At 70.9% G+C, this 26,468-nt stretch carries 16 protein-coding genes; 10 read left to right on the top strand and 6 right to left on the bottom strand.

Annotated features, from left to right (window positions below):
- Window positions 1-85 precede the first annotated feature (85 nt).
- On the bottom strand, window positions 86-1,285 hold the full coding sequence (locus tag AB0I66_RS36665; RefSeq protein ID WP_363212654.1) for an Ig-like domain-containing protein: 1,200 nt from the start codon (window positions 1,283-1,285) through the stop codon (window positions 86-88).
- A gap of 221 nt (window positions 1,286-1,506) precedes the next feature.
- Between AB0I66_RS36665 and glgX the strand changes: the two genes are divergently transcribed.
- From glgX to AB0I66_RS36650, 3 genes are all read left to right on the top strand, one after another.
- Window positions 1,507-3,843, top strand: a complete 2,337-nt coding sequence (glgX, locus tag AB0I66_RS36660) for a glycogen debranching protein GlgX (protein WP_363212396.1) — start codon at window positions 1,507-1,509, stop codon at window positions 3,841-3,843.
- A gap of 68 nt (window positions 3,844-3,911) precedes the next feature.
- Window positions 3,912-4,865 (top strand): LysR family transcriptional regulator, encoded by a 954-nt coding sequence (locus tag AB0I66_RS36655; RefSeq protein WP_363212395.1) that lies wholly within the window; start codon window positions 3,912-3,914, stop codon window positions 4,863-4,865.
- Window positions 4,866-5,549: 684 nt separating this feature from the next.
- Window positions 5,550-6,932 (top strand): carbohydrate-binding protein, encoded by a 1,383-nt coding sequence (locus tag AB0I66_RS36650; RefSeq protein ID WP_363212394.1) that lies wholly within the window; start codon window positions 5,550-5,552, stop codon window positions 6,930-6,932.
- Window positions 6,933-6,942: 10 nt separating this feature from the next.
- On the opposite strand, the gene AB0I66_RS36645 is transcribed toward AB0I66_RS36650, so the two are convergent.
- The 4 genes from AB0I66_RS36645 to AB0I66_RS36630 are packed head-to-tail and all read right to left on the bottom strand — an operon-like array spanning window position 6,943 to window position 10,550.
- Window positions 6,943-7,572, bottom strand: a complete 630-nt coding sequence (locus AB0I66_RS36645; RefSeq protein ID WP_363212393.1) for a response regulator transcription factor — start codon at window positions 7,570-7,572, stop codon at window positions 6,943-6,945.
- Window positions 7,565-8,830, bottom strand: coding sequence for a sensor histidine kinase (locus tag AB0I66_RS36640; RefSeq protein ID WP_363212392.1), 1,266 nt, complete (start codon window positions 8,828-8,830; stop codon window positions 7,565-7,567). Before AB0I66_RS36640 ends, AB0I66_RS36645 begins: the two co-directional genes overlap by 8 nt.
- 26 nt (window positions 8,831-8,856) lie before the next feature.
- Window positions 8,857-9,651, bottom strand: coding sequence for an ABC transporter permease (locus AB0I66_RS36635; protein WP_363212391.1), 795 nt, complete (start codon window positions 9,649-9,651; stop codon window positions 8,857-8,859).
- The gene (locus AB0I66_RS36630) at window positions 9,648-10,550 is read right to left on the bottom strand and encodes an ABC transporter ATP-binding protein (RefSeq protein ID WP_363212390.1); all 903 of its coding nucleotides are present in this window, start codon (window positions 10,548-10,550) and stop codon (window positions 9,648-9,650) included. Before AB0I66_RS36630 ends, AB0I66_RS36635 begins: the two co-directional genes overlap by 4 nt.
- 207 nt (window positions 10,551-10,757) lie before the next feature.
- Between AB0I66_RS36630 and AB0I66_RS36625 the strand changes: the two genes are divergently transcribed.
- The 4 genes from AB0I66_RS36625 to AB0I66_RS36610 all read left to right on the top strand — a co-directional run bounded on the left by AB0I66_RS36625 (window position 10,758) and on the right by AB0I66_RS36610 (window position 18,837).
- Window positions 10,758-12,590: an ABC transporter ATP-binding protein gene (locus AB0I66_RS36625; protein ID WP_363212389.1), complete on the top strand. Its 1,833-nt coding sequence runs from the start codon at window positions 10,758-10,760 to the stop codon at window positions 12,588-12,590.
- 65 nt (window positions 12,591-12,655) lie between these two features.
- The gene (locus AB0I66_RS36620) at window positions 12,656-14,488 is read left to right on the top strand and encodes an ABC transporter ATP-binding protein (protein WP_363212653.1); all 1,833 of its coding nucleotides are present in this window, start codon (window positions 12,656-12,658) and stop codon (window positions 14,486-14,488) included.
- Window positions 14,489-14,850: 362 nt separating this feature from the next.
- Window positions 14,851-16,905, top strand: a complete 2,055-nt coding sequence (locus tag AB0I66_RS36615) for a M4 family metallopeptidase (protein ID WP_363212388.1) — start codon at window positions 14,851-14,853, stop codon at window positions 16,903-16,905.
- 297 nt (window positions 16,906-17,202) lie between these two features.
- Window positions 17,203-18,837: a M4 family metallopeptidase gene (locus tag AB0I66_RS36610; RefSeq protein ID WP_363212387.1), complete on the top strand. Its 1,635-nt coding sequence runs from the start codon at window positions 17,203-17,205 to the stop codon at window positions 18,835-18,837.
- Window positions 18,838-18,908: 71 nt separating this feature from the next.
- Here the strand turns inward: AB0I66_RS36610 and glgP are convergent, their stop codons facing one another.
- Window positions 18,909-21,539 carry an alpha-glucan family phosphorylase gene (glgP, locus tag AB0I66_RS36605; RefSeq protein WP_363212386.1) on the bottom strand — a complete coding sequence of 877 codons (2,631 nt, stop codon included), beginning with the start codon at window positions 21,537-21,539 and terminating at the stop codon, window positions 18,909-18,911.
- 345 nt (window positions 21,540-21,884) lie between these two features.
- Here glgP and AB0I66_RS36600 point away from each other — a divergent pair, with 345 nt between their 5' ends.
- From AB0I66_RS36600 to AB0I66_RS36590, 3 genes are all read left to right on the top strand, one after another.
- A complete protein-coding gene (locus AB0I66_RS36600) occupies window positions 21,885-23,099 on the top strand; it encodes a S8 family peptidase (protein WP_363212385.1) in 1,215 nt (404 codons plus the stop codon).
- Window positions 23,100-23,476: 377 nt separating this feature from the next.
- Window positions 23,477-25,597, top strand: a complete 2,121-nt coding sequence (locus tag AB0I66_RS36595) for an alpha-1,4-glucan--maltose-1-phosphate maltosyltransferase (RefSeq protein ID WP_363212384.1) — start codon at window positions 23,477-23,479, stop codon at window positions 25,595-25,597.
- Window positions 25,594-26,468 (top strand): alpha-amylase family glycosyl hydrolase (locus AB0I66_RS36590; RefSeq protein ID WP_363212383.1); only part of this gene is annotated, 875 nt, incomplete at its 3' end. The genes AB0I66_RS36595 and AB0I66_RS36590, both read left to right, overlap by 4 nt.

The raw sequence follows: 26,468 nt of genomic DNA, 5'->3' as shown, positions 1-26,468 counted from the left end.
GCTAGATAACCACACGGCCCTGACCGATGACTCCCCGCCAATGTCACTGTTCAGTCCCAACTGCGCATGGGGTGCGGGCCCTGCCTCAGCGCCGGTCCGTGGGCTCGGCCTTCGGCTTCGGTCCGGGCTGCGCCGTCCAGTCCTTCCACTCCATGTTCCAGCCACCGAGGCCGTTGTCAGGAGCGACTTTCTTGTCATCGCTGTTGACGACTTCCACCACATCACCGATCAGGGTGCGGTCGAAGAACCACCCCGCCGGGGTCTGTGAACTGCCGCCCTTCACGTCGCGCAGGCCGACGCAGCCGTGGCTGACATTCGTGTTGCCGGGGGCGTCCGGCGCCCAGTAGTTGCCGTGCAGGAAGGTGCCGGACGTCGTCAGGCGGATCGCGTGCGGCACGTCGGGGATGTTGTACTCGCCGCCGAAGCCGACGGTGCGGCTGTTCATCCGGGTCACCTCCAGCATCTCCGTGACGACCATTTTCCCGTTGTACGTCGTGGTCTTGGGGGCGCCCGCGGTGATCGGCACGGTGGAGAGGAGCTCGCCGTCGCGGCGTACCTCCATGGTGTGCTCGGCGGCGTCGACCAGGGAGGTCTGGCTGCGGCCGACGGTGAACGAGAAGCTCTTGTCCTGGAGGCCGTAGACGCCGGGGGCGGCCTCGACGTCGCGCAGGCGCAGGCCGACGGTGACCTTCGTGCCGGGCTTCCAGTACTTCTCGGGGCGGAAGTCCACGCGGGTCTTGCCGAACCAGTGCGGCCGTACGTCCACGGCGGGTTTCGCGGTGACGTTGATGGCGCGCTGGACGGCCTCCAGGTTCTCGATCTCCTCGTTGAACTCCAGGGAGACGATCATGCCGGTGCCGACGGTGGAACGGTCCTCCGGCGAGACGTAGGCGATGAAGCGCTCGTCGGGGACGGCCGTCGTGAACGTGGTGTGCCGGGCCGAGCGGCGTCCGTGGCCGTCGAGGGCGACGGCGTCCACCGAGTACTTGGCGGCGAGCGCGAGGCCGCCCTCGTCCAGTGGCCGCCAGGTCATGCCGTCCTCGTCGATGCGGCCGGGCACGGTCTGCTCCCGCGCGTCCTGCACCCGGACGACCTTCACCGATTCGAGGCGTCCGTCGGGGACCTCGACCTGGAGCCTCTCGTCTCCCTTGACTCCCTTGCTGCCGTCGTCGGGCGTCACCCGGATCGCGTCGGCGGGCGACCGTGGCTTGCCCATCAGCCTGTCGATGCCGTCGCCGTCGCCGCTGCATCCCGCGGCTCCGGCAAGCAGTCCTGCCCATGTCACCACGGCGGCCAGCGCGGCCCCTGCGCGCCGAGCGCGCCTCGCTACCTGTCTCACGTCCGTAGCAACGACCGTCCCCCTCCTGGGGAAACGTGAGTGCGACGCACGCGCTGGGCAGAACAGTGGGGAGGACGGCACGGACCCGCGGGTCCGCACGTGCCGTCCGGTCGGGTACGCCACCGCCGCCGGGACGCGGCAGGGGTCGAGCCGCAGGAGGCGAATGGGTGTCCAGCGCAGCCGAACAGGAAGCACTCCGGGGTGGGCGGCGCGGGACCGGCGCGGCCGCCGTGAGCGGGGAGGCCGTTGTCGTGAACGGCACGTCCACGCAGTCGCGCGCCGCGCCGCGGGCCGCCTCGGTCGCGCCCGCGGTGCCCGTGTGGCCGGGGGCGCCGACGCCGCTCGGCGCGCGGTTCAGGGTGGGGCCCGACGGGGTCGCGGGCACCAACTTCGCGCTGTGGGCGGGGGGCGCGGAAGCCGTCGAACTCTGCCTCTTCGACGACCGGGGCGTCGAGACCCGCGCGCCGCTGACCGAGCTGACGCACGAGATATGGCACGGCTTCGTGCCGGGCGTCCGTCCGGGCCGGCGCTACGGCTACCGCGTGCACGGCCGCTGGGACCCGTGGACGGGCGCGCGCTGGAACCCGGCGAAGCTGCTCCTCGACCCGTACGCGCGCGCGGTGGACGGCGACTTCGCGACGCACGGGCTGCCGCCCGAGGTGTACGGGCATGTGCGGGACTGGCCGCAGCAGCACGTGGCCGACACCGTGCGGGACGACCGGGACTCGGCGCCCTTCGTCCCCAAGGGCGTGGTGGTGCACGACGACGCGCCGGACGACGAGTGGGCGGACGACCGGCGCCCGAAGACGCCGTGGGCGGATTCGGTCATCTACGAGGTCCACGTACGCGGCTTCACCAAGCTGCACCCCGGGATTCCGGAGGAATTGCGGGGTACGTACGCGGGGCTCGCGCATCCGGCGGCGATCGACCATCTGGTGCGGCTCGGCGTGACGGCGGTGGAGCTGCTGCCCGTGCACCAGTTCGCCCACGAGGACCATCTCCTGCAGCGGGGCCTGCGCAACTACTGGGGCTACAACTCGATCGGCTACTTCGCTCCGCACGCGGCGTACGCGGCGTCGGGGACGAGAGGCGAGCAGGTCGGGGAGTTCAAGCGGATGGTGCGGGCGCTGCACGAGGCCGGGATCGAGGTGATCCTGGACGTGGTCTACAACCACACGGCGGAGGCGGGCGAGCTGGGTCCGATGTTCTCGCTCAAGGGCATCGACAACCGCGGCTACTACCGGCTTCAGCCGTCCGACGCGCGGCGGTACGCGGACTACACGGGCTGCGGGAACACGCTCCAGGTGGTGCAGCCGCACGTCCTTCGGCTGATCACGGACTCCTTGCGCTACTGGGTGACCGAGATGGGGGTGGACGGGTTCCGCTTCGATCTCGCGGCGGCCCTGGCGCGCTCGTTCCACGACGTCGACATGCTGTCGCCCTTCCTCGCGGTGATCGCGCAGGACCCGGTGCTGCGGCGGGTGAAGCTGATCGCCGAGCCGTGGGACGTGGGCTCCGGCGGCTATCAGGTGGGGGCCTTCCCTCCGCTGTGGACGGAGTGGAACGACCGCTACCGGGGCGCGGTGCGGGACTTCTGGCGGGGTGCGCTGCCCGATGTGCGGGATCTGGGTTACCGGCTCTCCGGGTCGAGCGATCTGTACGCGTGGGGCGGGCGCCGTCCGTACGCGTCGGTGAACTTCGTGACGGCGCACGACGGGTTCACGCTGCGGGACCTGGTGTCGTACGAGCGGAAGCACAACGAGGCGAACGGGGAGGGGAACAGGGACGGCACCGACGACAACCGGTCCTGGAACTGCGGCGTGGAGGGCGGGAGTGCCGACGAGCGGGTGGCGGAGCTGCGACGGCGGCAGCTGCGCAACCTGCTGACGACGCTGCTGCTGTCGACCGGGGTGCCGATGCTCGTCGCCGGGGACGAGATGGGGCGTACGCAGGGGGGCAGCAACAACGCTTACTGCCAGGACAACGAGGTCAGCTGGGTGGACTGGGGGCTGCTCGACGAGCCGGGGTGGGCTGCGCTCTTCGACCTGACGTCCCGTCTGATCGCCCTGCGCCACCGGCATCCCGTGCTGCGGCGGCGGGCCTTCTTCTCCGGGCGTGCGCATTCGGCGGACGGGCTGCGGGACCTGGCGTGGTTCACGGCGCGCGGGACGGAGATGACGGAGGGCGACTGGTACGCGCCGGCCGCGACGCTCGGCATGTATCTGTCGGGCCGTGACATACCCGGGCGTGATGCTCGGGGCGCGCCGGTCGTCGACGACAGCTTCCTGGCGATCCTGCACGCGGCGGACCGGGCCGGGAGTTTCGTGCTGCCGGGGGCGCCGTGGGCACGGGAGTACGAGGTGGTGGTGGACACGTCCCTGGAGGAGCAGGGGGAGGCGCCCGGCACGGTCCTGCGCGCCGACACGGCGGTCACGGTGGCCGGGCGGTCGGTGCTGTTGCTGCGGGTGCGGGAGGGGGCCGCGGAGGCGGGCGCGGGCGGGTGACGTCGGGTGAGGGCATTGGTCCGTACCTGCCCATTGCCGCGGTCCGCCGCACCGGTCAAGCTCGGCGCATGGACCTGGAGTTGCGGCACCTGAAGACGATCCGGGCGATCGCCGACGCGGGCAGCCTCACCAAGGCCGCCACCGTGCTGGGGCTCGCGCAGCCCGCCCTGAGCGCGCAGCTGAAACGGATCGAGCGCGCCTTGGGAGGGGAGCTCTTCGAACGGGGGCGGCACGGGGTACGGGCCACCGCGCTCGGGGAGTTCGTGCTGGCCCGCGCCCGGGTGGTGCTGCCCGCGGTCAGCGGTCTGCGGGAGGAGGCGCTGCGGTTCGCCACGGCCTGGGAGGGCGGCGCGGGGTTCCGGCTCGGCGCGACGCACGGGCCGTTGCTCGGCGCCCTGGTGGACCGGCTCGCCGCCGCGCACCCGGGGGTGCCGGTGACCACCTACATCTCCTGGTCGGAGCGGGAGATCGCCTCCCGCACGGCCGACGGGCGCCTCGACTTCGCACTGGTGGGAACGTGCGGGGCGAGCACGCCGCCCGAGAGCGAGCTCCTGGTGTGGCGGGAGGTGGCCCGCGACCCGGTCTTCGTCATGCTGCCGACGGACCACCCGCTGGCCGGCCGCCGGGAGATCGACCTGGCGCTGCTCGCCGACGAGGCGTGGACGGACGTGCCGGGCGACGGCTGCTTCGCGGACTGCTTCACGGCGGCGTGCGCCCGCGCGGGTTTCACGCCGTCCTCGGTGTACGAGACGGACGTGGCGTCCTGCGTGCACCTGGTGCAGGTCGGGCGGGCGGTGGGGCTGTGCCGCGCGACGTTCCCGCCGACACCGGGCGTGGTGACCCGCCCCCTCTCGGGGTCACCGCTGTACTGGCGCCATCTCCTGGGCTGGCACCCGACGGCTCCGGCGCACGACACCACGCCGACGGTCTTCGCACAAGCCCGTGCGGCGCACGCGGAGGCAGCGGCCCGCAGCGACAGCTACACGGCATGGCTGGCAACGCCTTCCCCACAACTCCCCTGACACATCCGCGCCTCCCCACCACAGCTCACCCAGAGCAGGCGCATCCCCTCACCGCCGCTCACCCAGCACGAGCGCATCCCCTCACCGCTACTCACCCACCACGGGCGCATCCCCTCACCGCTACTCACCCACCACGGGCGCATCCCCTCACCGCTACTCACCCACCACGGGCGCATCCCTTCACCGCGACTTGCGCCGGGCGGGCGCGTCTCCTGACCGCCGCTTACCCAGCACGGGCGCACCCCCTCACCGCCGCTCACCCAGCACGGGCGCACCCCCTCACCGCCGCTCACCCAGCACGAGCGCACCCCCTCACCGCCGCTCACCCACCACGGGCACATCCCCTCACCGCGACCTGCTCCGGGCGGGCGCATCCCCTCACCGCCGCTCACCCACCACGAGCGCACCCCCTCACCGCCGCTCGCCCACCACGGGCACATCCCCTCACCGCGACCTGCTCCGGGCGGGCGCATCTCCTGACCGCCGCTCACCCAGCACGAGCGCGTCTCCTGACCGTCGCTTGCGCAGCGCAGCCGCATCCCCCTTCGCCGCTTCCATAACACCGGAGCAGGGGGGCAACTGGCAGCTACTGGTGAGCAGTTGAGGGTTCTACGTTGTGGGTGATCCGCTGGCCGTTTCCCTCGGCGGTCCGCTCGCCCCCCCTCGCGAACGAGGAGATGTCCCATGCCTCCCATCCACCACAGACGCGCCGCGGCGGCGTGCGCCGCGTTCGTCGCGGCCGGTGCCCTGGCCCTCGCGGGTCTGCCCGGCACCGCGCACGCCCAGCCTGATCCCGCCGCATCCTCCTCGCCCTCCCCCGCCGAGACCGCCGCCGTCGGCAGGACATCGCCCGAGGTCCTGAAGGCCATGCAGCGGGATCTCGGCCTCACGTCGGCGCAGGCCGAGGCCCGTCTGGTCAACGAGGCCGAGGCCGGCGCCGTCGCGGGAGCCCTGCGGGCCGCGCTCGGCCGTGACTTCGCGGGCGCCTGGGTGCACGGCGCGACCTCGGGGCGGCTCACCGTGGCCACCACCGACGCCTCCGACGTCCGCGCGATCGAGGCCCGCGGCGCGCGGGCCGAGGTCGTGCCGCACTCCGTCGGCAAACTGGACGCGGCCAAGAAGGAGTTGGACCGGGCCGCCAAGGAGGCGGCCACGCGCGACGCTCCCGTCTGGTACGTCGACGTGCGGTCCAACGCCGTCGTGGTGCGTGCCGTGCACGCCCCCGCCGCGAAGTCCCTCGTCGCCGCCGCGGGGGTCGACTCCTCCCTCGTGCGCGTCGAGAAGACCAAGGAACGGCCACGTCCGCTGTACGACCTCGTGGGCGGGGAGGCGTACTACATGGGCGGCCGGTGTTCCATCGGCTTCCCGATCACCAAGGGCACGCAGCAGGGCTTCGCCACGGCGGGCCACTGCGGGCGGGCCGGCACCGCGACCACCGGCTACAACCAGGTGGCTCAGGGCACGTTCCAGGCATCGATCTTCCCCGGCAGGGACATGGCCTGGGTCGCCACCAACTCCCAGTGGACCGCCACCCCGTACGTGAAGGGCCAGGGCGGGCAACGGGTCGGCGTCGGGGGCTCCACGCAGTCCCCGGTGGGTGCGTCGATCTGCCGTTCCGGCTCCACTACGGGGTGGCACTGCGGCACGATCCAGCAGCACAACACCAGCGTCACCTACCCCGAGGGCACCATCAGCGGCGTGACGCGTACGACGGTGTGCGCGGAGCCCGGCGACTCGGGCGGCTCCTACATATCCGGCAGCCAGGCGCAGGGCGTCACCTCGGGAGGGTCCGGCAATTGCTCCAGCGGCGGGACGACCTTCCATCAGCCGATCAATCCGCTGCTCCAGCAGTTCGGCCTGACGCTGAAGACCACGGGCGGCGGCGACCCCGGCCCCGGTCCCGGTCCCGGCGACCCCGAGCCCGGCGGCACGTGGGCCGCGGGCAAGGTCTACGCGCCCGGTGACACCGTCACGTACGGCGGTTCGACCTACCGCTGCCTCCAGGGCCACCAAGCGCAGACCGGCTGGGAGCCGCCGAACACGCCGGCTCTCTGGCAGCGCGCCTGACCCTCGGAGGTCAGCTCAGAATGCCGCGGCTGTACGCCGTCGCGACGGCCGCGGCCCGGTCGTTGACGCCCAGCTTGCCGTAGACGTGCGTGAGATGGGTCTTGACCGTGGCCTCGCTGATGAAGAGCTCCGCGGCGATCGCACGGTTCGACGTGCCCTTGGCGACGAGCGCGAGCACCTCCCGTTCCCGGGTGCTCAGCGCTTCGTTGCCGGGGGCACGCACGCGTGAGACGAGCCGGGAGGCGACCGCGGGCGACAGGACGGTGCGGCCCTGCGCCGCCGCGCGGACCGCGGTGAACAGGTCGTCGCGGGGCGCGTCCTTGAGGAGATAGCCCGTCGCGCCCGCCTCGATCGCGGGCAGGGTGTCCGAGTCCGTGTCGTACGTGGTCAGGACCAGGACCCGGGCGCGGGAGCCGCGCCGGTTGAGCTCGGCGATCGCGTCGACGCCGTTGCCGCCGGGCATGCGCAGGTCCATCAGGACGACGTCCGGGTCCAGACGCTCCGCCAGGGCGACGGCCTCGACGCCGTCGGCGGCCTCGCCGAGCACCTCGAAGCAGGGGTCCGAACGGAACATGCCGCGCAGACCGTCCCGTACGACGGGATGGTCGTCGACGATGAGCAGAGTGATCAGATCAGCCATGGCGGACCAACGGTACGCGAGCCGACAGCGCCGTCCCGTGCCCCGGCTCCGATTCGACCGTGAACGAGCCCGCGACGCGTTCGGCGCGGACCCGCATGCCGTCGAGGCCGAAGCCGCCGGAGCCGGTGCGCTGGACCAGGGTGAGCGGGTCGAAGCCGCGGCCGTCGTCCCGGACGTCCAGGGCGACTTCGTCGTCCATGTACGAGAGGGTGACGCCGAGGCGGGTGGCCGCCGCGTGCCGGGAGGCGTTGGACAGGGCCTCCTGGACGATCCGCAGGAGCGTCGCCTCGATCTCCTCGTGCAGGGGCTCCGCGGTGCCGGTGACCGTGAGCGCGGCCCGGACGCCGGTGCGTTCGGACCACTCCACGACCGTCTTCTTCAGGGCCTCGGGGAGCGCGTCGTGCTCCAGGGCCGTCGGGGAGAGGTTGTGGACGGAGCGGCGGGCCTCGCCGAGGCTGTGCCGGGCCAGGTCGGCGGCGCGGCCCAGGTGTTCGCGGGCCAGGGTCTCGTCGGATGCGGAGGCGACGACCTGGAGCTGGGCGATGATGCCGGTCAGACCCTGCGCGATGGTGTCGTGGATCTCCGCGGCCAGCCTGCGACGCTCGTCCGCGACGCCTGCTTCCCGTGCCTGTACGAGGAGTTGGGCGTGCAGGGCGGCGTTCTCGTCCATGGCCTGTTGGAGAGCGTTGTTGGTGTGTTCCAGTTCGACGATGGTGGCGGCGGCGTCGCGGGCCCGCTGGTCCTCCTGCGTGGCGAAGTGGGCGAAGACCGCGAGCAGCGCGACGTTCACCGCGAGCAGCCCGCCGAAGACGCCCCAGCCGAGCTCCTCGTCCGGCGGGAGGCCACCGGACTGGGAGCCCGACATGGTGACGGCGGTGAGGAACAGGCCGGGCTTGACCAGGCGCTTGGGGAGCAGCCGCTCGGAGTCGAAGTAGGCGACGACGGCGTAGAACGCGAAGAACGGGTTGATCCAGGTGAGGACGAAGCCGATCGTCCAGCGCAGGACGTAGTAGCCGGTGCCCGTGGGTGAGGGGCCGGGGCGGGAGGCGGCGAGCGCGCCCCATCCGAGCTGGAGCGCGAGGCCGGCGCCGATCAGGGCCCCGGCCACGTACCAGTCGCCCCGGGTCATGCCGACGACGCCGCTCGTGGCGAGGGACATGACCAGGCCGAAGCCCATCAGGGCGTAGGGACCCCAGCGGTGGAACAAGGCCCACCGCTGTTCGATCAACCTCGTGGCGTCCGCCGTGCTCGTGCTCACCGCCCCAGTGTCCTCGACGGCCCACGTCACTCCCACCGGAACCAGCGCGAGGCACCGGCCGTCAGGGCCACCGTCCACAGCGCGAGGACGCCCAGGTGGACCCAGCCGGGCCAGTCGCCCGCGGCGGCCTCGCCGAGCGCCTGGGAGGCGGCGCCGAGCGGAGTGATCTCCACGATGCGGGCGAGCGCGTCCGGCATGGCCTGCACGGGCAGCCAGACGCCCGCGCTGAACATCATCGGGAAGAAGACGGCGGAGCCGATCGCGGTCGCCGCCTTCGTCGTACGGGAGATCGCGGAGACCATGGCGCCGAGCGCGAGCCCGCACAGGACGGCGAGGAGCAGCGCGATCGCGTAGCCGAAGGCCTGGCGCGGCAGGGTCACGTCGAAGGCGAGGCGGCCCACGGCCAGGGAGAGCAGGGCCGAGACGAGGGCGGCGGAGCCGTGCAGGCCCATCTGCGCGCCGAGCACGGCGGAAGGGCGGACCGGCGTGGCCGACATGCGGCGCAGGATGCCGCGTTCGCGGTAGCCCGTGAGAAACGGCGGCATGGCCTGCAGGCCCGCCATGATCAGCGAGAGCAGCACCGTCACGGGGACGTACAGGTCGACCGTCCTGAGCCCGCCGAGCGAGTCCTGGGATTCCCGGAAGGAGGGGATCGAGCCGAGGATCAGCAGGAGGACCGTGGGGAACGCCATGATCCAGAAGAGGGAGCCGGGCTCCCGCCGGAAGATCCTGAACTCGGCCTTGAGCACGGCGGCGGAAGCCCTGTTCTTCTCCGTGCCCCGGTTCGCGGGGCCCCGGGGTGCGGTGACGGCGGCGCTCATGCCGATGCTCCCGTGAGGTCGAGGAACGCGTCGTCCAACGTGGCGTCGGACACCCGTAGTTGGTGGGCGGTGATGTGGTGTCTGGCGAGCAGCGTGATGGCGGCGTCGACGGTCGCGTCGGTGCCGTTCAGGGTGTAGCGGCCGTCGCGGTGGTCGACGGAGACCACCTGCGGCAGCGCGGCGAGCTCCCGCTCGTCGAGCGGCGCGGACGGCGTGAAGGACATGACGGTGGAACCCGCGGCCCGGCTGATGAGGCCCGCGGGGCTGTCGAGCGCGGCGATCCGCCCCCGGTCGATGACCGCGATGCGGTCGCAGAGGCGCTGGGCCTCCTCCATGAAGTGCGTGACGAGCAGGACGGTGACACCGCTGTCGCGTACCTCCTCGATGAGCTGCCAGGTGTCGCGGCGGGCGCGCGGATCGAGGCCGGTGGTCAGCTCGTCGAGCACGACGACCCTCGGGTTCCCGATCAGGGCGAGTGCGATGAACAGGCGTTGCTTCTGGCCGCCGGAGAGCTTGCCGAAGCGGCTGTCCAGCTTGTCCGTCAGGCGCAGGCGTTCGGCGAGGGGGTGCCAGTCGGCGGGGTTCGGGTAGAACGCGGCGTACAGTTCGAGCGCCTCGCGCACGGTGAGCTTCGCCTGCAGCTCGCTCTCCTGGAGCTGGGCGCCGAGGATCTGGGTGACGCGGTCGTGGTCGGCGACGGGGTCGAGTCCGGCGACGCGGACGGTGCCGGTGTCGGGTACGCGCAGCCCCTCGACGCATTCCACGGTGGTGGTCTTGCCGGCGCCGTTGGGTCCGAGGACGCCGAAGATCTCGCCCTCCTCGACGGCGAAGGAGACGCCGTCGACGACGGGCCGTCCGCCGTATGCCTTGCGCAGGTCGTGCACTTCGATGATGGGCATGGGTCGAGCCTGGCCGGTGGGCGGGGGCCGGGGCATCGCCCATCGCGCTCGAAGGGGCATCAGCCGATCGGTTGACCGAGGGGTACGACTGCGCTGGTGCGGCCCGCTTCCGAGCGGGGAGCGGCCCGGTCCTAGGACCAGCGGATGACCATGGACGGGCCAAAACTCGGTGGGTTCTGTCAGTGGCCGTCCGTAGGCTCGCTCCTGATGCCGAACCCAGATGCACCGACCAAGGACCCAGCGGATCCAGCGGCCAAAAAGTCCGCCGTACGGACGCTGCTGCGCCTGTGGCCGTACGTCCGCCCGGTCCGAACTCGCCTGTTCGGCGCGGCATTTGTCGCCGTCGTCGCGTCCTGCACGGGGCTGGTGTTCCCCCTCGTCCTGAAGTGGCTCGTGGACGGCCCGGTGGCGGACCGGGACCTCGCGGGGGTGTGGCTCGGGGCGCTGCTCCTGCTGCTGCTCGGTGTAGCGGAGGCGCTGCTCTTCGGTCTGCGGCGATGGCTGGTGGCGCGGCCGCTCGCCTCGGTGGAGGCGTCGATGCGGGCGGATCTCTACCGCCGTCTGCAGCGGCTGCCGGTGGCTTTCCACGACCGCTGGGCCTCGGGCCAGTTGCTGTCGCGCGGCACCACGGATCTGATGCTGCTGCGGATGTTCCTCGCCTTCCCGCTGACGTTCCTGGTCGTGAACGGGGCGACGATCGTGGTCGGCATGGCGATCCTGCTGGCGCAGGACTGGGCGCTCGGCCTCGTGCTGCTGACCCCGCTGGTGCCGCTGATGATCGTCGGCGCTTACTTCGAGGGCCGGTACATGGCCGTGGCCCGGCGGGCGCAGGACCAGGTCGGCGATCTGACGACGGTCGTCGAGGAGAGCGTGCTCGGCATCCGCATCATCAAGGGCTTCGGCCGCCACCGCAGTCAGGCGCGGGCGTTCCGCGAGCTGTCGCACACGCTGCGGGGGACGGAGCTCGCCAAGGCGCGGCTGCTCGCCGCGGTCGATGCGGCGATCATGACGTTGCCGGAGATCGCGATCGGTGCGGCGCTGGTCCTGGGGACGGTGCAGGTGGCGGACGGCGGCCTGTCCACGGGCACGCTGGTCGCGTTCCTCTCGACGGCGCTTGCGCTGCGCTGGCCGGTGGAGTCGATCGGGTTCCTGCTCGCGATGAGCCAGGAGTCGGCGACGGCCACGGAGCGGTACTTCGAGGTGATGGACGCGGAGCCGGAGTCCTCCACGGAGGGCGGCCTCCCTGCCGCGGGTGATCGCCCCGCAACCGGACTGCGCTTCCACGGCGTGGAGTTCCGCTACCCGGACGCGCCGGCCGGGGCGCCGCCCGCGCTCGACCGGATCGATCTGCACGTCCGTCCCGGCGAGACGCTCGCGCTCGTCGGGGCGACAGGCAGCGGCAAGACGACGCTGACGGCGTTGGTGCCGCGGCTGCACGAGGTGAGCGGGGGCCGCATCACGCTGGACGGCGAGGACATCGCGGAGATGGACCGCGAGCGGCTGCGCACGCTGGTGGCGGTCGCCTTCGAGGAGCCGACGCTGTTCTCCGCGACGGTGGGTGAGAACGTCCTGATGGGGGCCGGGGAGGCGGCGGGCGAAGCGGAGTTGTTCCGTGCCCTCGATGTCGCCCAGGCCGACTTCGCCCACGCCCTGCCGCAGGGAACGGCCACCCAGGTCGGCGAGCAGGGCCTGAGCCTCTCCGGCGGCCAGCGCCAACGCCTGGCCCTGGCCCGCGCGGTGGTCGGCCGCCCCCGCTTCCTGGTCCTGGACGACCCGCTCTCGGCGCTGGACGTCCACACGGAGGCCCTGGTGGAAGCGGCCCTGCGCCGCGTCCTGCGGGACACGACGGCCCTGGTGGTGGCCCACCGCCCCTCCACGGTCCTCCTCGCCGACCGGGTCGCCCTCCTCTCCGCAGGCAGGATCACGGCAGTCGGCACCCACCAGGAACTGCTGCGCGACAACGCGGAGTACGCGTGGCTGATGTCTGGGGCGGAGACAGTTGCGGACTCCGCGTCCGCGGAAGGTGAGGGTGTGCGGTGACCGCTTCGACTCCGGCCTCTCGGACGACGGACACGGAGGATCAAGCCCTCGACCCCGGCGAGCAGGTGATCGAGCAGCCGGGCGCAGGTGGCGGGGGTGTAGATGACTTTGATCGGGATGCTCTTCCCGCGCCGGCCGGTGCCACCTCCGCCCTGTTGCGGTCCCTGCTCTCGCGCCTTCGTGGGCGCGTGATCCTCGCGGCCGTGCTGCTGCTCCTCCAGCAGGCGGCCGTGCAGGGCGGGCCGTTGCTCGTCGCGTATGCCTTCGACAGCGGGGTGCCCGCCGTCCGTGCCGACGACTACGGGCCGCTCGTCGCCATCGGCATCGGATATCTGCTCTGCGCGGGCGCCTCCGGCGGTTTCCAGTACGCGTTCATCGTCGCCTCCGCCCGCGTCAACCAGGACGTGCTGCTCGATCTGCGCGGGCGCATCTTCCGGCACGCGCAGGCCCTCAGCGTGGACTTCCACGAGCGGTACACCTCGGGGCGGCTCATCTCCCGGTCCACCACCGACGTGGAATCCCTGCGGGAACTCCTCAGCGAAGGGTTGCAGGAGCTGATCACCGTCATCCTGTCCTTCGTCTACATCTCGGCGATGCTGCTCTGGCTCGACCTGAGCCTCGGTGCCATGGCCGTGGCGTCCTTCGTGCCGCTCTACCTCCTCGTACGCCGCTATCAGCGCCGGGCGGGCCCCCTCTTCGGGGAGCGGTCCACGGCGATCGCCTCCGTCATCGTGAAGTTCGCCGAGACGATGAACGGCATCCGTCCGGTCCGCGCGTTCCGGCGCGAGCGCGCCAACGAGGCGGAGTTCGGCGTGCTGAACCGGCACCACGAGCGGGCCAACGGCGACGCCATGCTGGAGATGGCCCGCTACGTGGTCGGCTCCCGGCTCGTCGCCAACACCGCCGTCGCCGGCATCGTCCTCTGGGGCGCCTACCGCGTCACCGACGGCACCCTCGCCCTCGGCGTCCTCGCCGCCGCCGTGCTGTACCTGCGGCGCCTGTACGACCCGATCGACCGGCTCGGGATGTTCCTGAACTCCTACCAGTCGGCCGCCGCGTCCCTGGAGAAGGTCGCGGGGCTGCTCGCCCAGACTCCCTCCGTGCCCGAGCCGCACCCCGACCGCGCCCGGCCACTGCCCGCCCTCGCCTCCGAACACCCCGGCCGCGAGGTCGACTTCGACGGCGTGCGGTTCGCCTACCGGACCGGCGGCGAGGTCCTGCCCCGCTTCGACCTGACGCTGCCCGCCGGGCAGACCGTCGCCGTCGTCGGCTCCACCGGCGCGGGCAAGTCGACGCTCGCCAAGCTCCTCGCCCGCTTCTACGACCCGACGGACGGCCGGGTCCTGCTCGACGGCGTCGATCTGCGCGACCTCGCCAACGCCGAGCTGCGGCGTGGCGTGGTGATGGTGACGCAGGAAGCCTTCCTCTTCTCCGGGACCGTCGCCGAGAACATCGCCATCGGCCGCCCCGACGCCACCCGCGAGGAGATCGAGCAGGCGGCGAAGGCCATCGGCGCGCATGACTTCATCGCGTCCCTGCCGGACGGCTACGACACCGACGTACGCAAGAGGGGCGGTCGTATCTCCGCAGGCCAGCGCCAGTTGGTGGCCTTCGCGCGGGCGCTGCTCGCCGATCCGGCGGTACTGATCCTGGACGAGGCGACCAGCTCGCTCGACATCCCGGGAGAGCGGGCCGTGCAGCGCGCCATGCACACGGTCCTTCGTGGCCGGACCGCCGTGGTGATCGCCCACCGGCTCTCCACGGTGGAGATCGCCGACCGGGTGCTCGTGATGAAGCACGGCCGCATCGTGGAGGACGGCACCCCGGCCGAACTCATCGAGGGCAACGGGTCGTTCGCGGACCTGCACCGGGCGTGGCGGGACAGCGTGGTGGGGTAGCCGAACGGTTCAAGCCGACTCCCGCGCCTCGCCGAAGGGTGCGGAATCAGCCACGCCGCTCCGGCCCGGCGGTGCGGGGCTCTCGTCGAACAATCGGGAGCCCCTCACCTCGGGCGACCCCTCCGTATATCGAACGTGAGCCACCGGGCAGCGGACCAGTTCCGGCCAACTCTTGACGCACCCCTGACAAACAATGCGCGCCAGTGCCACTCTTCCCCTCGATTCCCAGCGACACCTCGCTCCACCCCGCTCGACCCCTGAATTCCCAGCTCCACGTTCTGCCTTGTTCTGCCCGGACGGCACGACCGCGCCGCCCGGTCCCCCTGGCCGCGTATCCCGCGGCCACGCAGAAGGAGTCCGTGTTGAGAAGCACCTCTCACAGACCTGCCTCCCACAGACGCGCCACCGCCGCGGGCGCCCTGACCGCCGTCGCCGCACTCATCGCGGTGGCCTTCCAGACGGGCCCGGCATCCGCCGACGACCCCGCGATATCGCAGTCCAAAGCCCCGGCCGCCGCGAAAATAGGCAAGGCCGACCCCGGTTCCCTGCCCGTGAAGCTCACTCCCGCCCAGCGTGCGGCGCTCCTCAAGGACGCCAACGCCACCAAGGCGGAGACGGCCAAGGACCTGGGACTCGGCGCCAAGGAGAAGCTCGTCGTCCGTGACGTCACCAAGGACGGCGACGGCACGACGCACACCCGCTACGAGCGCACGTACGACGGCCTTCCCGTCCTCGGCGGCGACCTGGTGGTCGACGAGGCGAAGTCGGGGAAGACCGAGGGCGTCACCAAGGCCGCGAAGGCGCAGCTCAAGGGCGTCGACATGAGCGCCGACGTGAAGGCCGCGACCGCCGAGAAGCAGGCGCTCGGCGCGGCGAAGGCCGAGGGGTCGAAGAAGACCGACGCGGACCGCGAGCCGCGCAAGGTCGTCTGGATGGCCGAGGGCGAGCCGACGCTCGCGTACGAGACGGTGGTCGGCGGGCTGCAGCACGACGGCACCCCGAACGAGCTGCACGTCATCACGGACGCGGCCACCGGCAAGAAGCTCTTCCAGTGGCAGGGCATCGAGAACGGCACGGGCAACACCCAGTACAGCGGTCAAGTCACGCTGGGCACCGCGCAGTCGGGGTCCAACTACACCCTGACCGACACCGGTCGCGGCAACCACAAGACGTACAACCTGAACCGCGGCACGTCCGGCACCGGCACGCTCTTCTCGGGCCCGGACGACGTGTGGGGCAACGGCCAGGCGTCCAACGCGGAGACGGCCGGCGCGGACGCCCACTACGGGGCCGCGCTGACCTGGGACTACTACAAGAACGTGCACGGCCGCTCCGGCATCCGGGGTGACGGCGTCGGCGCGTACTCGCGGGTCCACTACGGCAACAACTACGTCAACGCGTTCTGGTCCGACGCCTGCTTCTGCATGACGTACGGCGACGGCTCGGGCAACGCCAAGCCCCTGACGTCCATCGACGTGGCGGCCCACGAGATGACGCACGGCGTCACGGCGGCCACCGGCAACATGACGTACAGCGGTGAGTCCGGTGGCCTGAACGAGGCGACGTCCGACATCTTCGCGGCGGCCGTGGAGTTCCACGCCAACAACGCGCAGGACAAGGGCGACTACCTCGTCGGCGAGAAGATCGACATCAACGGCGACGGCACCCCGCTGCGCTACATGGACAAGCCCTCCAAGGACGGCGGGTCGAAGGACTCCTGGTACTCGGGCATCGGCAACATCGACGTCCACTACTCGTCCGGGGTCGCCAACCACTTCTACTACATGCTGAGCGAGGGCAGCGGCGCCAAGGTGATCAACGGCGTCTCGTACGACTCGCCCACCTCGGACGGCCTGCCTGTGGCCGGAATTGGCCGTGACAAGGCGTCGCTCATCTGGTTCAAGGCGCTGACGACGAAGTTCACCACGACCACCAACTACGCGGCGGCCCGCACCGGGACCCTCGCGGTGGCCGGTGAGCTGTACGGCACCACCAGCGCCGAGTACAAGGCGGTGGGCGATGCCTGGGCCGCGGTCAACGTCGGCACGCGTGGCGGCCCCGGCGGTGGCACCGACTTCGAGAACACCACCGACGTCGCCATTCCGGACCGCGGCGCGGCCGTCACCTCGTCCATCAACGTCACCGGCCGCACGGGCAACGCTCCCGCCGCCCTGAAGGTCGGCGTCGACATCGTGCACACCTGGCGCGGAGACCTGGTCGTCGACCTGGTCGCCCCGGACGGCTCGACGTACCGCCTGAAGAACTCGAGTTCGTCGGACTCCGCCGACAACATCCAGGAGACCTACACGGTCAATGCCTCGTCCGAGGCGGCCAACGGCACCTGGAAGCTGAAGGTCCAGGACGTGGCCGCGCAGGACGTCGGCCGCATCAACAGCTGGAAGCTGACGTTCCCGTAAACCGGTAGGTACACGCACCGACTTGCGCCGCTCCGGGTGGATCGACTCCCCGGAGCGGCGCAGCCATGTCTACGGGCGGGTACGGGTCACCACGCAACTCCCCGTTCGCATTGCGTACATGGACCATCGCTCAACGGACGATTTCCGGCCAACCTGCGGTCAGGTACCTGACATGCACCTGGCCCAACTGACACTCTTCCCTCGCACGACACAACAGAACATCTGTACACCCGCACCGCATCTTTCAGCCCGGCCGGCTCCCCAACGCCGCCCGGGCCCCCCACAGAAGGAGCATGCGTGACCCCCCACATATCCCGGAAGCGCTCCACGCTGGCCATCGCCACCGCTGTCGCCGCCGGAGCACTGCTCGCCGGCGGCCTGACCACCGGAGCCTCCGCGCAGCCCGACCAGGCCGCGGCCCCTTCCGGCGCGCCCGTCGCGCTCTCCTCCACCGCCCGCGCCGGCCTGTTGCAGGACGCGAACGCGGACAAGGCGGCCACCGCCGAGAAGATCGGCCTGGGCGCCAAGGAGAAGCTCGTCGTCAGAGATGTCGTCAAGGACCGTGACGGCACCACGCACACCCGCTACGAGCGCACCTACGACGGCCTTCCCGTCCTCGGCGGCGACCTGGTCGTCCACACCGCCAAGAGCGGCTCGGTCAAGAGCGTGACCAAGGCGGCCAAGGCCACCATCAAGGTCGCGTCCACCTCCGCGAAGGTCGCCACCAAGTCGGCGGCGCAGTCCGCCGAGTCGACCGCCTCGAAGTCGGGCGACACCAAGAAGGCCGACGCGCAGACGCCGCGCAAGGTCGTCTGGGCCGCGTCCGGCAAGCCGGTCCTCGCCCACGAGACCGTCGTCACCGGCGTCCAGAAGGACGGCACGCCCAGCAAGCTGCACGTCATCACCGACGCGGCCACGGGCAAGAAGCTCTTCCAGTACCAGGCCATCGAGAACGGCGCGGGCCACAGCCAGTACAGCGGCGACGTCGAGGTCGGCTCCAAGAAGGGTTCGAGCGGCTTCGACCTGATCGACGACGCGCGCGGCGGCCACTCGACGTACGACCTGGCCCACGGCCAGAGCGGCGAGGGCAAGCTCGTCACGGACGACGACGACACCTGGGGCACCGGAAAGCCGGACGACGCCCAGACCGCCGCCGTCGACGCCGCCTACGGGGCCCAGTTGACCTGGGACTACTACAAGGGCGTGCACGGCCGCGAGGGCATCAAGGGCGACGGCAAGGGCGCCACGTCACGGGTCCACTACGGCAACGCGTACGTCAACGCGTTCTGGGACGACAGCTGCTTCTGCATGACGTACGGCGACGGCGAGGGCGACAAGAAGCCGCTCACCTCGATGGACGTCGCGGCGCACGAGATGACGCACGGCGTCACGGCGGCGACCGCCAACATGGAATACAGCGGTGAGTCGGGCGGCCTGAACGAGGCCACCTCCGACATCTTCGCGGCGGCGGTCGAGTTCAACGCCAAGAACCCCGAGGACATCGGCGACTACATGGTCGGCGAGAAGATCGACATCAACGGCGACGGTACGCCGCTCCGCTACATGGACAAGCCCTCCAAGGACGGCAACTCCCTGGACAACTGGAGCGCGGAGGCGGGCAACGTAGACGTCCACTACTCCTCGGGCATCGCCAACCACTTCTTCTACCTGCTCTCCGAGGGCAGTGGCGCGAAGGAGATCAACGGCGTCAAGTACGACTCCCCGACCGCCGACGGCTCCAAGGTCGAGGGCATCGGCCGTGACAAGGCCGAGAAGATCTGGTTCAAGGCCCTGACGTCGTACTTCACGACGACGACGGACTACAAGGCGGCCCGCGAGGGCACCTTGAAGGCGGCGACGGACCTGTACGGCGCCGACTCCGCCGAGGCCAAGGGCGTGGCGGCGGCCTGGACCGGCGTGAACGTCAAGTAACACTTCACAGCACCACTGGACGGGCCGGAATCCTCCGGCCCGTCCGGCGTTTCCGGGGAGCGCCCCCGCCCCTACCTCAACAACACCCCCGCAGCCTCCCCCGTCCCCTCCGAAGGCACCGCGACAAGACCCAACTCGGCCCCGCTCGCCAGCAGTCGGTGGGCCGGAAGAATCCGCACCGTGTAGCCGAACGGCCCCGTGCGGTCCAGGGACAGCGGGCCCTCGTAGAGGCGGCGGCCCTCCGCGTCGGGTCCGCCCACCGGCTTCAGCGGTACCGGGCTCGCGTCCGCGATGACGTCCTCGGGGTCGACGCGGCCCGCGATCGTCTGCACCTCCACGTCGTCCGGGGTCAGGTCGCCCAGATGCACGCGGACCCGCAACGAGAGCGTGGCCCCCAGTTCGGCGGTGGCGCCCGTCGCCGAGGCCTCGACGTGGTCGACGACGACCCGCGGCCAGGCGGCACGCACCCGCGCCTTCCAGTCGGCGAGGTCCGCCGCGGCGTCCGCGCCCAGCGTGCGATGCGCCCGCGCGGCGGGCACGTACAGCTGCTCCACGTAGTCCCGCACCATCCGCCCGGCCAGCACCTTCGGCCCGAGCCGGGTCAAGGTCCGGCGCACCATCTCGATCCACCGGTCGGGCAGGCCCCCCGGCCCCTGCTCGTAGAAGCGGGGCGTGATCCTGCGCTCAAGGAGGTCGTACAGCGCCGCGGCCTCCAGGTCGTCCCGGCGGTCGTCGTCCGTCGCCGCCCCGTCCGCCGTGGGGATCGCCCAGCCGAAGTCCGGCTCGAACCACTCGTCCCACCAGCCGTCGAGGACCGACAGGTTCAGGCAGCCGTTCAGGGCGGCCTTCATCCCACTGGTCCCGCACGCCTCAAGGGGACGCAGGGGGTTGTTCAGCCAGACGTCGCACCCCGGATACAGCTTCTGCGCCATCGCCATGCCGTAGTCGGGCAGGAACACGATCCGGTCGCGGACCCGCGGGTCGTCCGTGAAGCGCACCAGCTCCTGGATGAGCCGCTTGCCCCCGTCGTCCGCCGGGTGCGCCTTGCCCGCCACCACGATCTGGATCGGCCGCTCCGGGTGGGTGAGCAGCTCCATCAGCCGGTCGCGGTCCCGCAGCATCAGCGTCAGGCGCTTGTACGAGGGGACGCGGCGAGCGAAGCCGATCGTCAGGACGTCCGGGTGGAGGACGTCGTCGATCCACCCCAACTCGGCGCTGGCAGCACCCCGTTGACGCCAGGACGCGTATAGCCGCTGCCTGACCTCCGTCACCAGCTGTCCGCGCAGCTCGCGCCGCAGCTCCCAGATGTCCGCGTCCTGGATCTCGGCGACCGCGTCCCACCGGTCGGAGCCGCCCACCGACAGCGCGTCCTCCGTGCGCTGCGCGCCGATCTGCCGGGCGCCGAGCCGGAACACCTCGGGAGCGACCCAGGTCGGGGCGTGCACGCCGTTCGTGACAGAGGCGATCGGCACCTCCTCGGCGTCGAATCCCGGCCACAGGCCCGCGAACATCTCGCGGCTCACCTTGCCGTGCAGGGTGGAGACGCCGTTGGCGCGGCGCCCGAGCCGCAGGCCCATCACCGCCATGTTGAAGAGGTTGGGCTCACCGCCGGGGTACGTCTCCATGCCGAGGCGCAGTATCCGTTCGACGTCGATGCGGGGCAGTTCGGCGTCGGGGCCGAAGTGCCGGGCCACCAGCTCACGGTCGAAGCGGTCGATCCCGGCGGGTACGGGCGTGTGGGTGGTGAAGACGGTCCCGGCACGCACGGCTTCGAGTGACGCGTCGAACTCCACGCCGTCCCGCGCAAGCTCATGAATCCGTTCGAGTCCGAGGAAGCCCGCGTGGCCCTCGTTCGTGTGGAAGACCTCGGGCTCGGCGTGCCCGCTCAGCCGGCAGTACGTCCTGATGGCGCGCACCCCGCCGATGCCGAGCAGCATCTCCTGGAGCAGCCGGTGCTCGCTGCCGCCGCCGTAGAGCCGGTCGGTCACCTCGCGGGCGCCCGCGTCGTTCTCCTCGACGTCCGAGTCGAGCATGAGGAGCGGCACGCGCCCGACGCTCGCCTGCCATACGTGCGCACGCAGCGAACGCCCGCCGGGAAGGGCGATCGCGACCAGGCTCGGGGTTCCGTCCGCCTCGCGCAGGAGGGTGAGCGGCAGCTCGTTCGGGTCGAGCACCGGGTAGGTCTCCTGCTGCCAGCCGTCGCGGGACAGGGACTGGTGGAAGTAGCCGTGCCGGTAGAGAAGACCGACCCCGATGAGCGGAAGCCCGAGGTCGCTCGCCGCCTTCAGATGGTCGCCCGCGAGGATGCCGAGCCCTCCGGAGTACTGCGGCAGAGCGGCGGTGATGCCGAACTCGGGCGAGAAGTAGGCGACGGCGCGCGGAAGCTCACCCCCGCGCTCGGCGGCCTGCTCCTGATACCAGCGGGCCCCGGTGACGTACTCCCGAAGCCCCTCCGAGGCCTCGGCGAGCCGCCGCAGGAAGGGTTCGTCCCCGGCCAGCTGCGCGAGTCGCGCGGGCGAGACGCCGCCGAGCAGGCGCACGGGGTCGCACCCGGACGCGGCCCACTGCTCGGGGTCGACGGCCTCGAACAGTTCACGGGTTCCGCTGTGCCAGGACCAGCGCAGATTGCGCGCCAGCTCCGAGAGCGGGGTGAGGGGCTCGGGAAGGGCGGGACGTACGGTGAATCGACGGATGGCCTTCACAGCGACTCCACCTCTACGGGGGATCGTTACCTATCGACCTACGCGTAGACGGTAGCGGTGCCCGCCCCTTCGCAACTACGGCGCACGGACGCGCACGGCAGAGGAACCGGTGGTCACCCCGTGGTCCCGCACCTGTCGCAGGCATCCCGAATCCGTCCGGAAATCGGCGCAACCCTCACAGCACTCCCACCGGCGGTATGGCCGATTCCCCCACGCCGTGTGGTCTTGTAGGCCCTCACGCCGCACGAGAGGCTGCCAATGGCGCTCGTGGAGGATACGGGGAATCCGGCACAGACCGCTCCAACTCCGCGAGTCGCATGTCAAGTTGGGGAGGGAAACCAGCGTATGACTCTGTCGCGTACGAAGCGTCTGCGGTGGGCCGGGGCCGTCACCGCCGCCAGCACGGCGGTGGTACTTTCGGCCATCACGCTGCCCGCACACGCCGATCCCGCCGCCCCCCCGCTCGGGGAGATACTCGGCGCCGGTGAGCCCGGTTCCATCAGCGGGAGTTACATCGTCACGCTCAAGGGCGGGACCACCGCCCCGTCCGAGGCGGGCAAGGACCTCGCCGCGAAGTACGGGGCGAAGATACGTCACACCTACGGCACCGCGCTCAACGGCTACGCGGTGCGCGCCGGCTCGGCACAGGCCGAGAAACTCGCGGGTGACCCCAGGGTCGCCTCGGTCTTCCAGGACAGCACCGTGTCCCTGGACCACACCCAGAAGGACCCGCCTTCGTGGGGCCTCGACCGGATCGACCAGAAGAATCTGCCGCTCGACAAGTCCTACACCTCCCCCGAGTCGTCGGGGCAGGGTGTGACGGCGTACGTCATCGACACCGGGATCCGGGCCTCGCACGAGGACTTCGGCGGCCGTGCGAGCAGCGGCTGGGACTTCATCGACAACGACGCCACGGCCCAGGACGGCAACGGCCACGGCACGCATGTGTCGGCGACCGTCGCGGGCGAGAGCCACGGCGTCGCCAAAAAGGCGGACGTCGTGGGCGTCCGGGTGCTCGACGACGCTGGGTCGGGGACGACCGCGCAGGTCATCGCGGGCATCGACTGGGTGACGAAGAACGCGAAGAAGCCCGCCGTCGCCAATCTCAGCCTCGGGGGCACGGCCAACGCACAGCTGGACGCCGCCGTACGCAACTCGATCGCGTCCGGGGTCACTTACACGGTCGCGGCCGGCAACGACGGGCTTCCCGCGTTCCTGTTCTCGCCCGCCCGTGTGAAGGAGGCGATCACGGTCGGTGCGACCGACGTCAAGGACGCCAAGGCGAGCTTCTCCAACTGGGGCGGCAGCCTGGACCTGTTCGCGCCTGGCGTCGGCATCACCTCCGCGTGGAACACGGACGACGGCGCCACGGACACCCTCTCGGGGACGTCCATGGCCTCGCCCCACGCGGCGGGCGCGGCGGCGCTCTTCCTCGCCGATCACCCGGCGGCCACCCCGGCCGAGGTGAGCAAGGCACTGACCGAGCAGGCGGTGCCGGGCAAGGTGACGGGCGCCGGCCTCGGATCCCCGAACAAGTTGCTGCAGGTCAACAACCCGTAGAGCACGGCGCAGCACCCGACCGGCCCCGCCGCACATGGCGGGGCCGGTTTCGTGTGTGCGGGTGCGGCCTTGCCTCCTGGGCGATCCCGAAGCACCCTCGATAGGACGCCGGTCTTGTTATGGGGCCTTACGCATCAGTAGGCAACAAAGCGTCGGATTGCCCACCCGAAGTTGGTGGGAAGGCTCCCCCGGTACGCACACGGCTCAGTACGGTCAGTCACGACTCAAGTACGGCCACAAGCGCGGCACGCAGTCGCTGAACCCCTCCAGAACCCCGTATCCGCCCCACTCATGTAACGCGGACAGGAGCGGTAATGCCCTCAACTCGCCCGTCGGCGACGCCCTCGGGACAAGCCTCGGGAAAGGCCTCCACAAGAGTGCCCACACCCCCGGCACCACAGCAGCACCCGCCGGACCCGCAGGATCCGCCCCCCTCCCCCGCCCGGCCCGGCTCCCTCACCGGCCGCATACCCGTCCTCGACATCGCGCCGCTCGTGCACGGCGGACGACGGCCCGCCAAGGCCGTGGCCGGCGAGACCTTCCAGGTCACCGCCACCGTCTTCCGCGAGGGGCACGAGGCGGTCGCCGCCAATGTCGTCCTGCGCGACCCGCGGGGGCGCCCCGGGCCATGGACGCCGATGCGCGAGCTGGCCCCCGGCACCGACCGGTGGGGCGCGGACGTCACCCCGGACGCGGAGGGACACTGGACGTACACCGTCGAGGCGTGGGGTGATCCGCTCACCCAGTGGCGCCACCACGCGCACATCAAGATTCCGGCGGGCATCGACACCGAGCTCGTCCTGGAGGAAGGCGCCCGCCTCCACGAACGCGCCGCGGCCGGGGCCCCGGTGAGCAGCCGCGGCACCCTCAGCACCGCCGTCGAGGCCCTGCGCGACACGGCTCGCCCTGCCACGGCGCGCCTCGCCGCCGCCCTCACCCCGGAGGTGGACGCGGTCCTCGCCGAGCATCCGCTGCGCGAACTCGTCACGGAGTCGGAGCGGTTGCCGCTGCTCGTGGAGCGGGAGCGGGCCCTGTTCGGGTCCTGGTACGAGTTCTTCCCGCGTTCGGAGGGCGCGGTGGTGCGGGAGGGGCAGCCGCCGCGGTCGGGCACCTTCCGTACCGCCGCCGAGCGCCTCCCGGCCATCGCCGCGATGGGTTTCGACGTCGTCTATCTGCCGCCCATCCACCCCATCGGCACCACCTTCCGCAAGGGACCCAACAACTCGCTGTCCCCCGGCCCCCACGACGTCGGCGTGCCCTGGGCCATCGGCTCCCCCGAAGGCGGCCACGACGCCGTCCACCCCGACTTGGGCACCCTGGAGGACTTCGACGCCTTCGTGCACCGCGCCCGCGACCTGCACCTGGAAGTCGCCCTCGACTTCGCCCTGCAGTGCTCCCCCGACCACCCCTGGGTGGAAAAGCACCCCGAGTGGTTCCAGCACCGCGCCGACGGCAGCATCGCCTACGCCGAGAACCCCCCGAAGAAGTACCAGGACATCTACCCCCTGGCCTTCGACCGCGACATGCCCGGACTGATCACCGAGACCGTACGCCTGCTGCGGTTCTGGATGGACCACGGCGTGCGCATCTTCCGCGTCGACAACCCGCACACCAAACCCGTCGCCTTCTGGGAGCAGGTCCTGGGCGACATCAACGCCACCGACCCCGACGTCATCTTCCTGGCCGAGGCCTTCACCCGCCCCGCCATGATGCGCACCCTGGCCGCCATCGGCTTCCAGCAGTCCTACACCTACTTCACCTGGCGCAATGCCAAGGATGAACTCACGGACTACGCGCGTGAGTTGGCGGGCGAGACCGCCCACTACCTCCGGCCGAACTTCTTCGTCAACACCCCGGACATCCTGCACGCCTACCTGCAGAACGGCGGCCGCCCCGCCTTCGAGGCCCGCGCGGTGCTCGCCGCGACCCTCGCGCCGACCTGGGGCGTCTACAGCGGATACGAACTCTGCGAGAACGCCCCGGCACGGGCCGACAGCGAGGAGTATCTGAACTCGGAGAAGTACCAACTGCGCCCGCGCGACTGGGAATCGGCGGAGCGCACCGGCTCCACCATCGCGCCCCTCATCACCACGCTGAACCGCGTACGGCGCTCCAACCCCGCCCTGCGGCAACTGCGTGGCCTGCACTTCCACCCCACGGATCAGGAAGCGGTGATCGCGTACTCGAAGACGGCCGGTGGCAAGGACGGATCGAACACGGTTCTGGTGGTCGTGAACCTCGACGCCCACCACACCCAGGAGGCCACGGTCTCGTTGAACATGCCGGAACTCGGCCTCCACTGGCATGAGTCCGTGCCGGTGCGCGACGAGCTCACCGGCAACACCTATCACTGGGGCAGGGCCAACTACGTGCGGCTCGGTCCGGGCGGCGCGCATGTGCTGCTCGTCGGCCGGGAGCCCGGGGATTTCTCCCCGGATGAGCACAGCCGGGTTCTGCGACCGTCCTCACCGTTGATCGGAGGGTCACCCACACCATGATCATCAACGAGCCCGTCCAGGACACATTCGAGGACACGCCCGCCAAGGACCGCGACCCCGAGTGGTTCAAGCGCGCGGTCTTCTACGAAGTCCTGGTCCGCTCCTTCCAGGACAGCAACGGCGACGGCATCGGCGACCTCAAGGGCATCACCGCCAAGCTGGACTATCTGCAGTGGCTGGGCGTGGACTGCCTGTGGCTGCCGCCGTTCTTCAAGTCGCCGTTGCGGGACGGCGGTTATGACGTATCGGACTACACCGCGGTCCTTCCGGAGTTCGGCGATCTCGCCGACTTCGTGGAGTTCGTGGACTCCGCGCATCAGCGGGGCATGCGCGTGATCATCGACTTCGTGATGAACCACACCAGCGACCAGCACCCGTGGTTCCAGCAGTCCCGCAGCGACCCCGAGGGCCCCTACGGCGACTACTACGTCTGGGCGGACGACGACAAGCAGTACCAGGACGCCCGCATCATCTTCGTCGACACCGAGGTCTCCAACTGGACCTTCGACCCGGTGCGCAAACAGTACTTCTGGCACCGCTTCTTCTCCCACCAGCCCGACCTCAACTACGAGAACCCGGCCGTCCAGGAAGAAATCATCTCCGCCCTGCGCTTCTGGCTCGACCTGGGCATCGACGGCTTCCGCCTGGACGCCGTGCCCTACCTCTTCGCCGAAGAGGGCACCAACTGCGAAAACCTCCCCCGCTCCCACGGCCTGCTCAAACGCGTCCGCGCCGAAATCGACGCCCACTACCCCGACACCGTCCTGCTCGCCGAAGCCAACCAATGGCCCGAAGACGTCGTCGACTACTTCGGCGACTTCAAAGACGGCGGCGACGAATGCCACATGGCCTTCCACTTCCCCGTCATGCC

It is taken from the genome of Streptomyces sp. NPDC050439, assembly GCF_040655335.1.
Classification (GTDB): Bacteria; Actinomycetota; Actinomycetes; order Streptomycetales; family Streptomycetaceae; genus Streptomyces.
The sequence above is the reverse complement of the archived record's forward strand: the minus strand, read 5'-3'. Positions and strand labels throughout refer to the sequence as shown.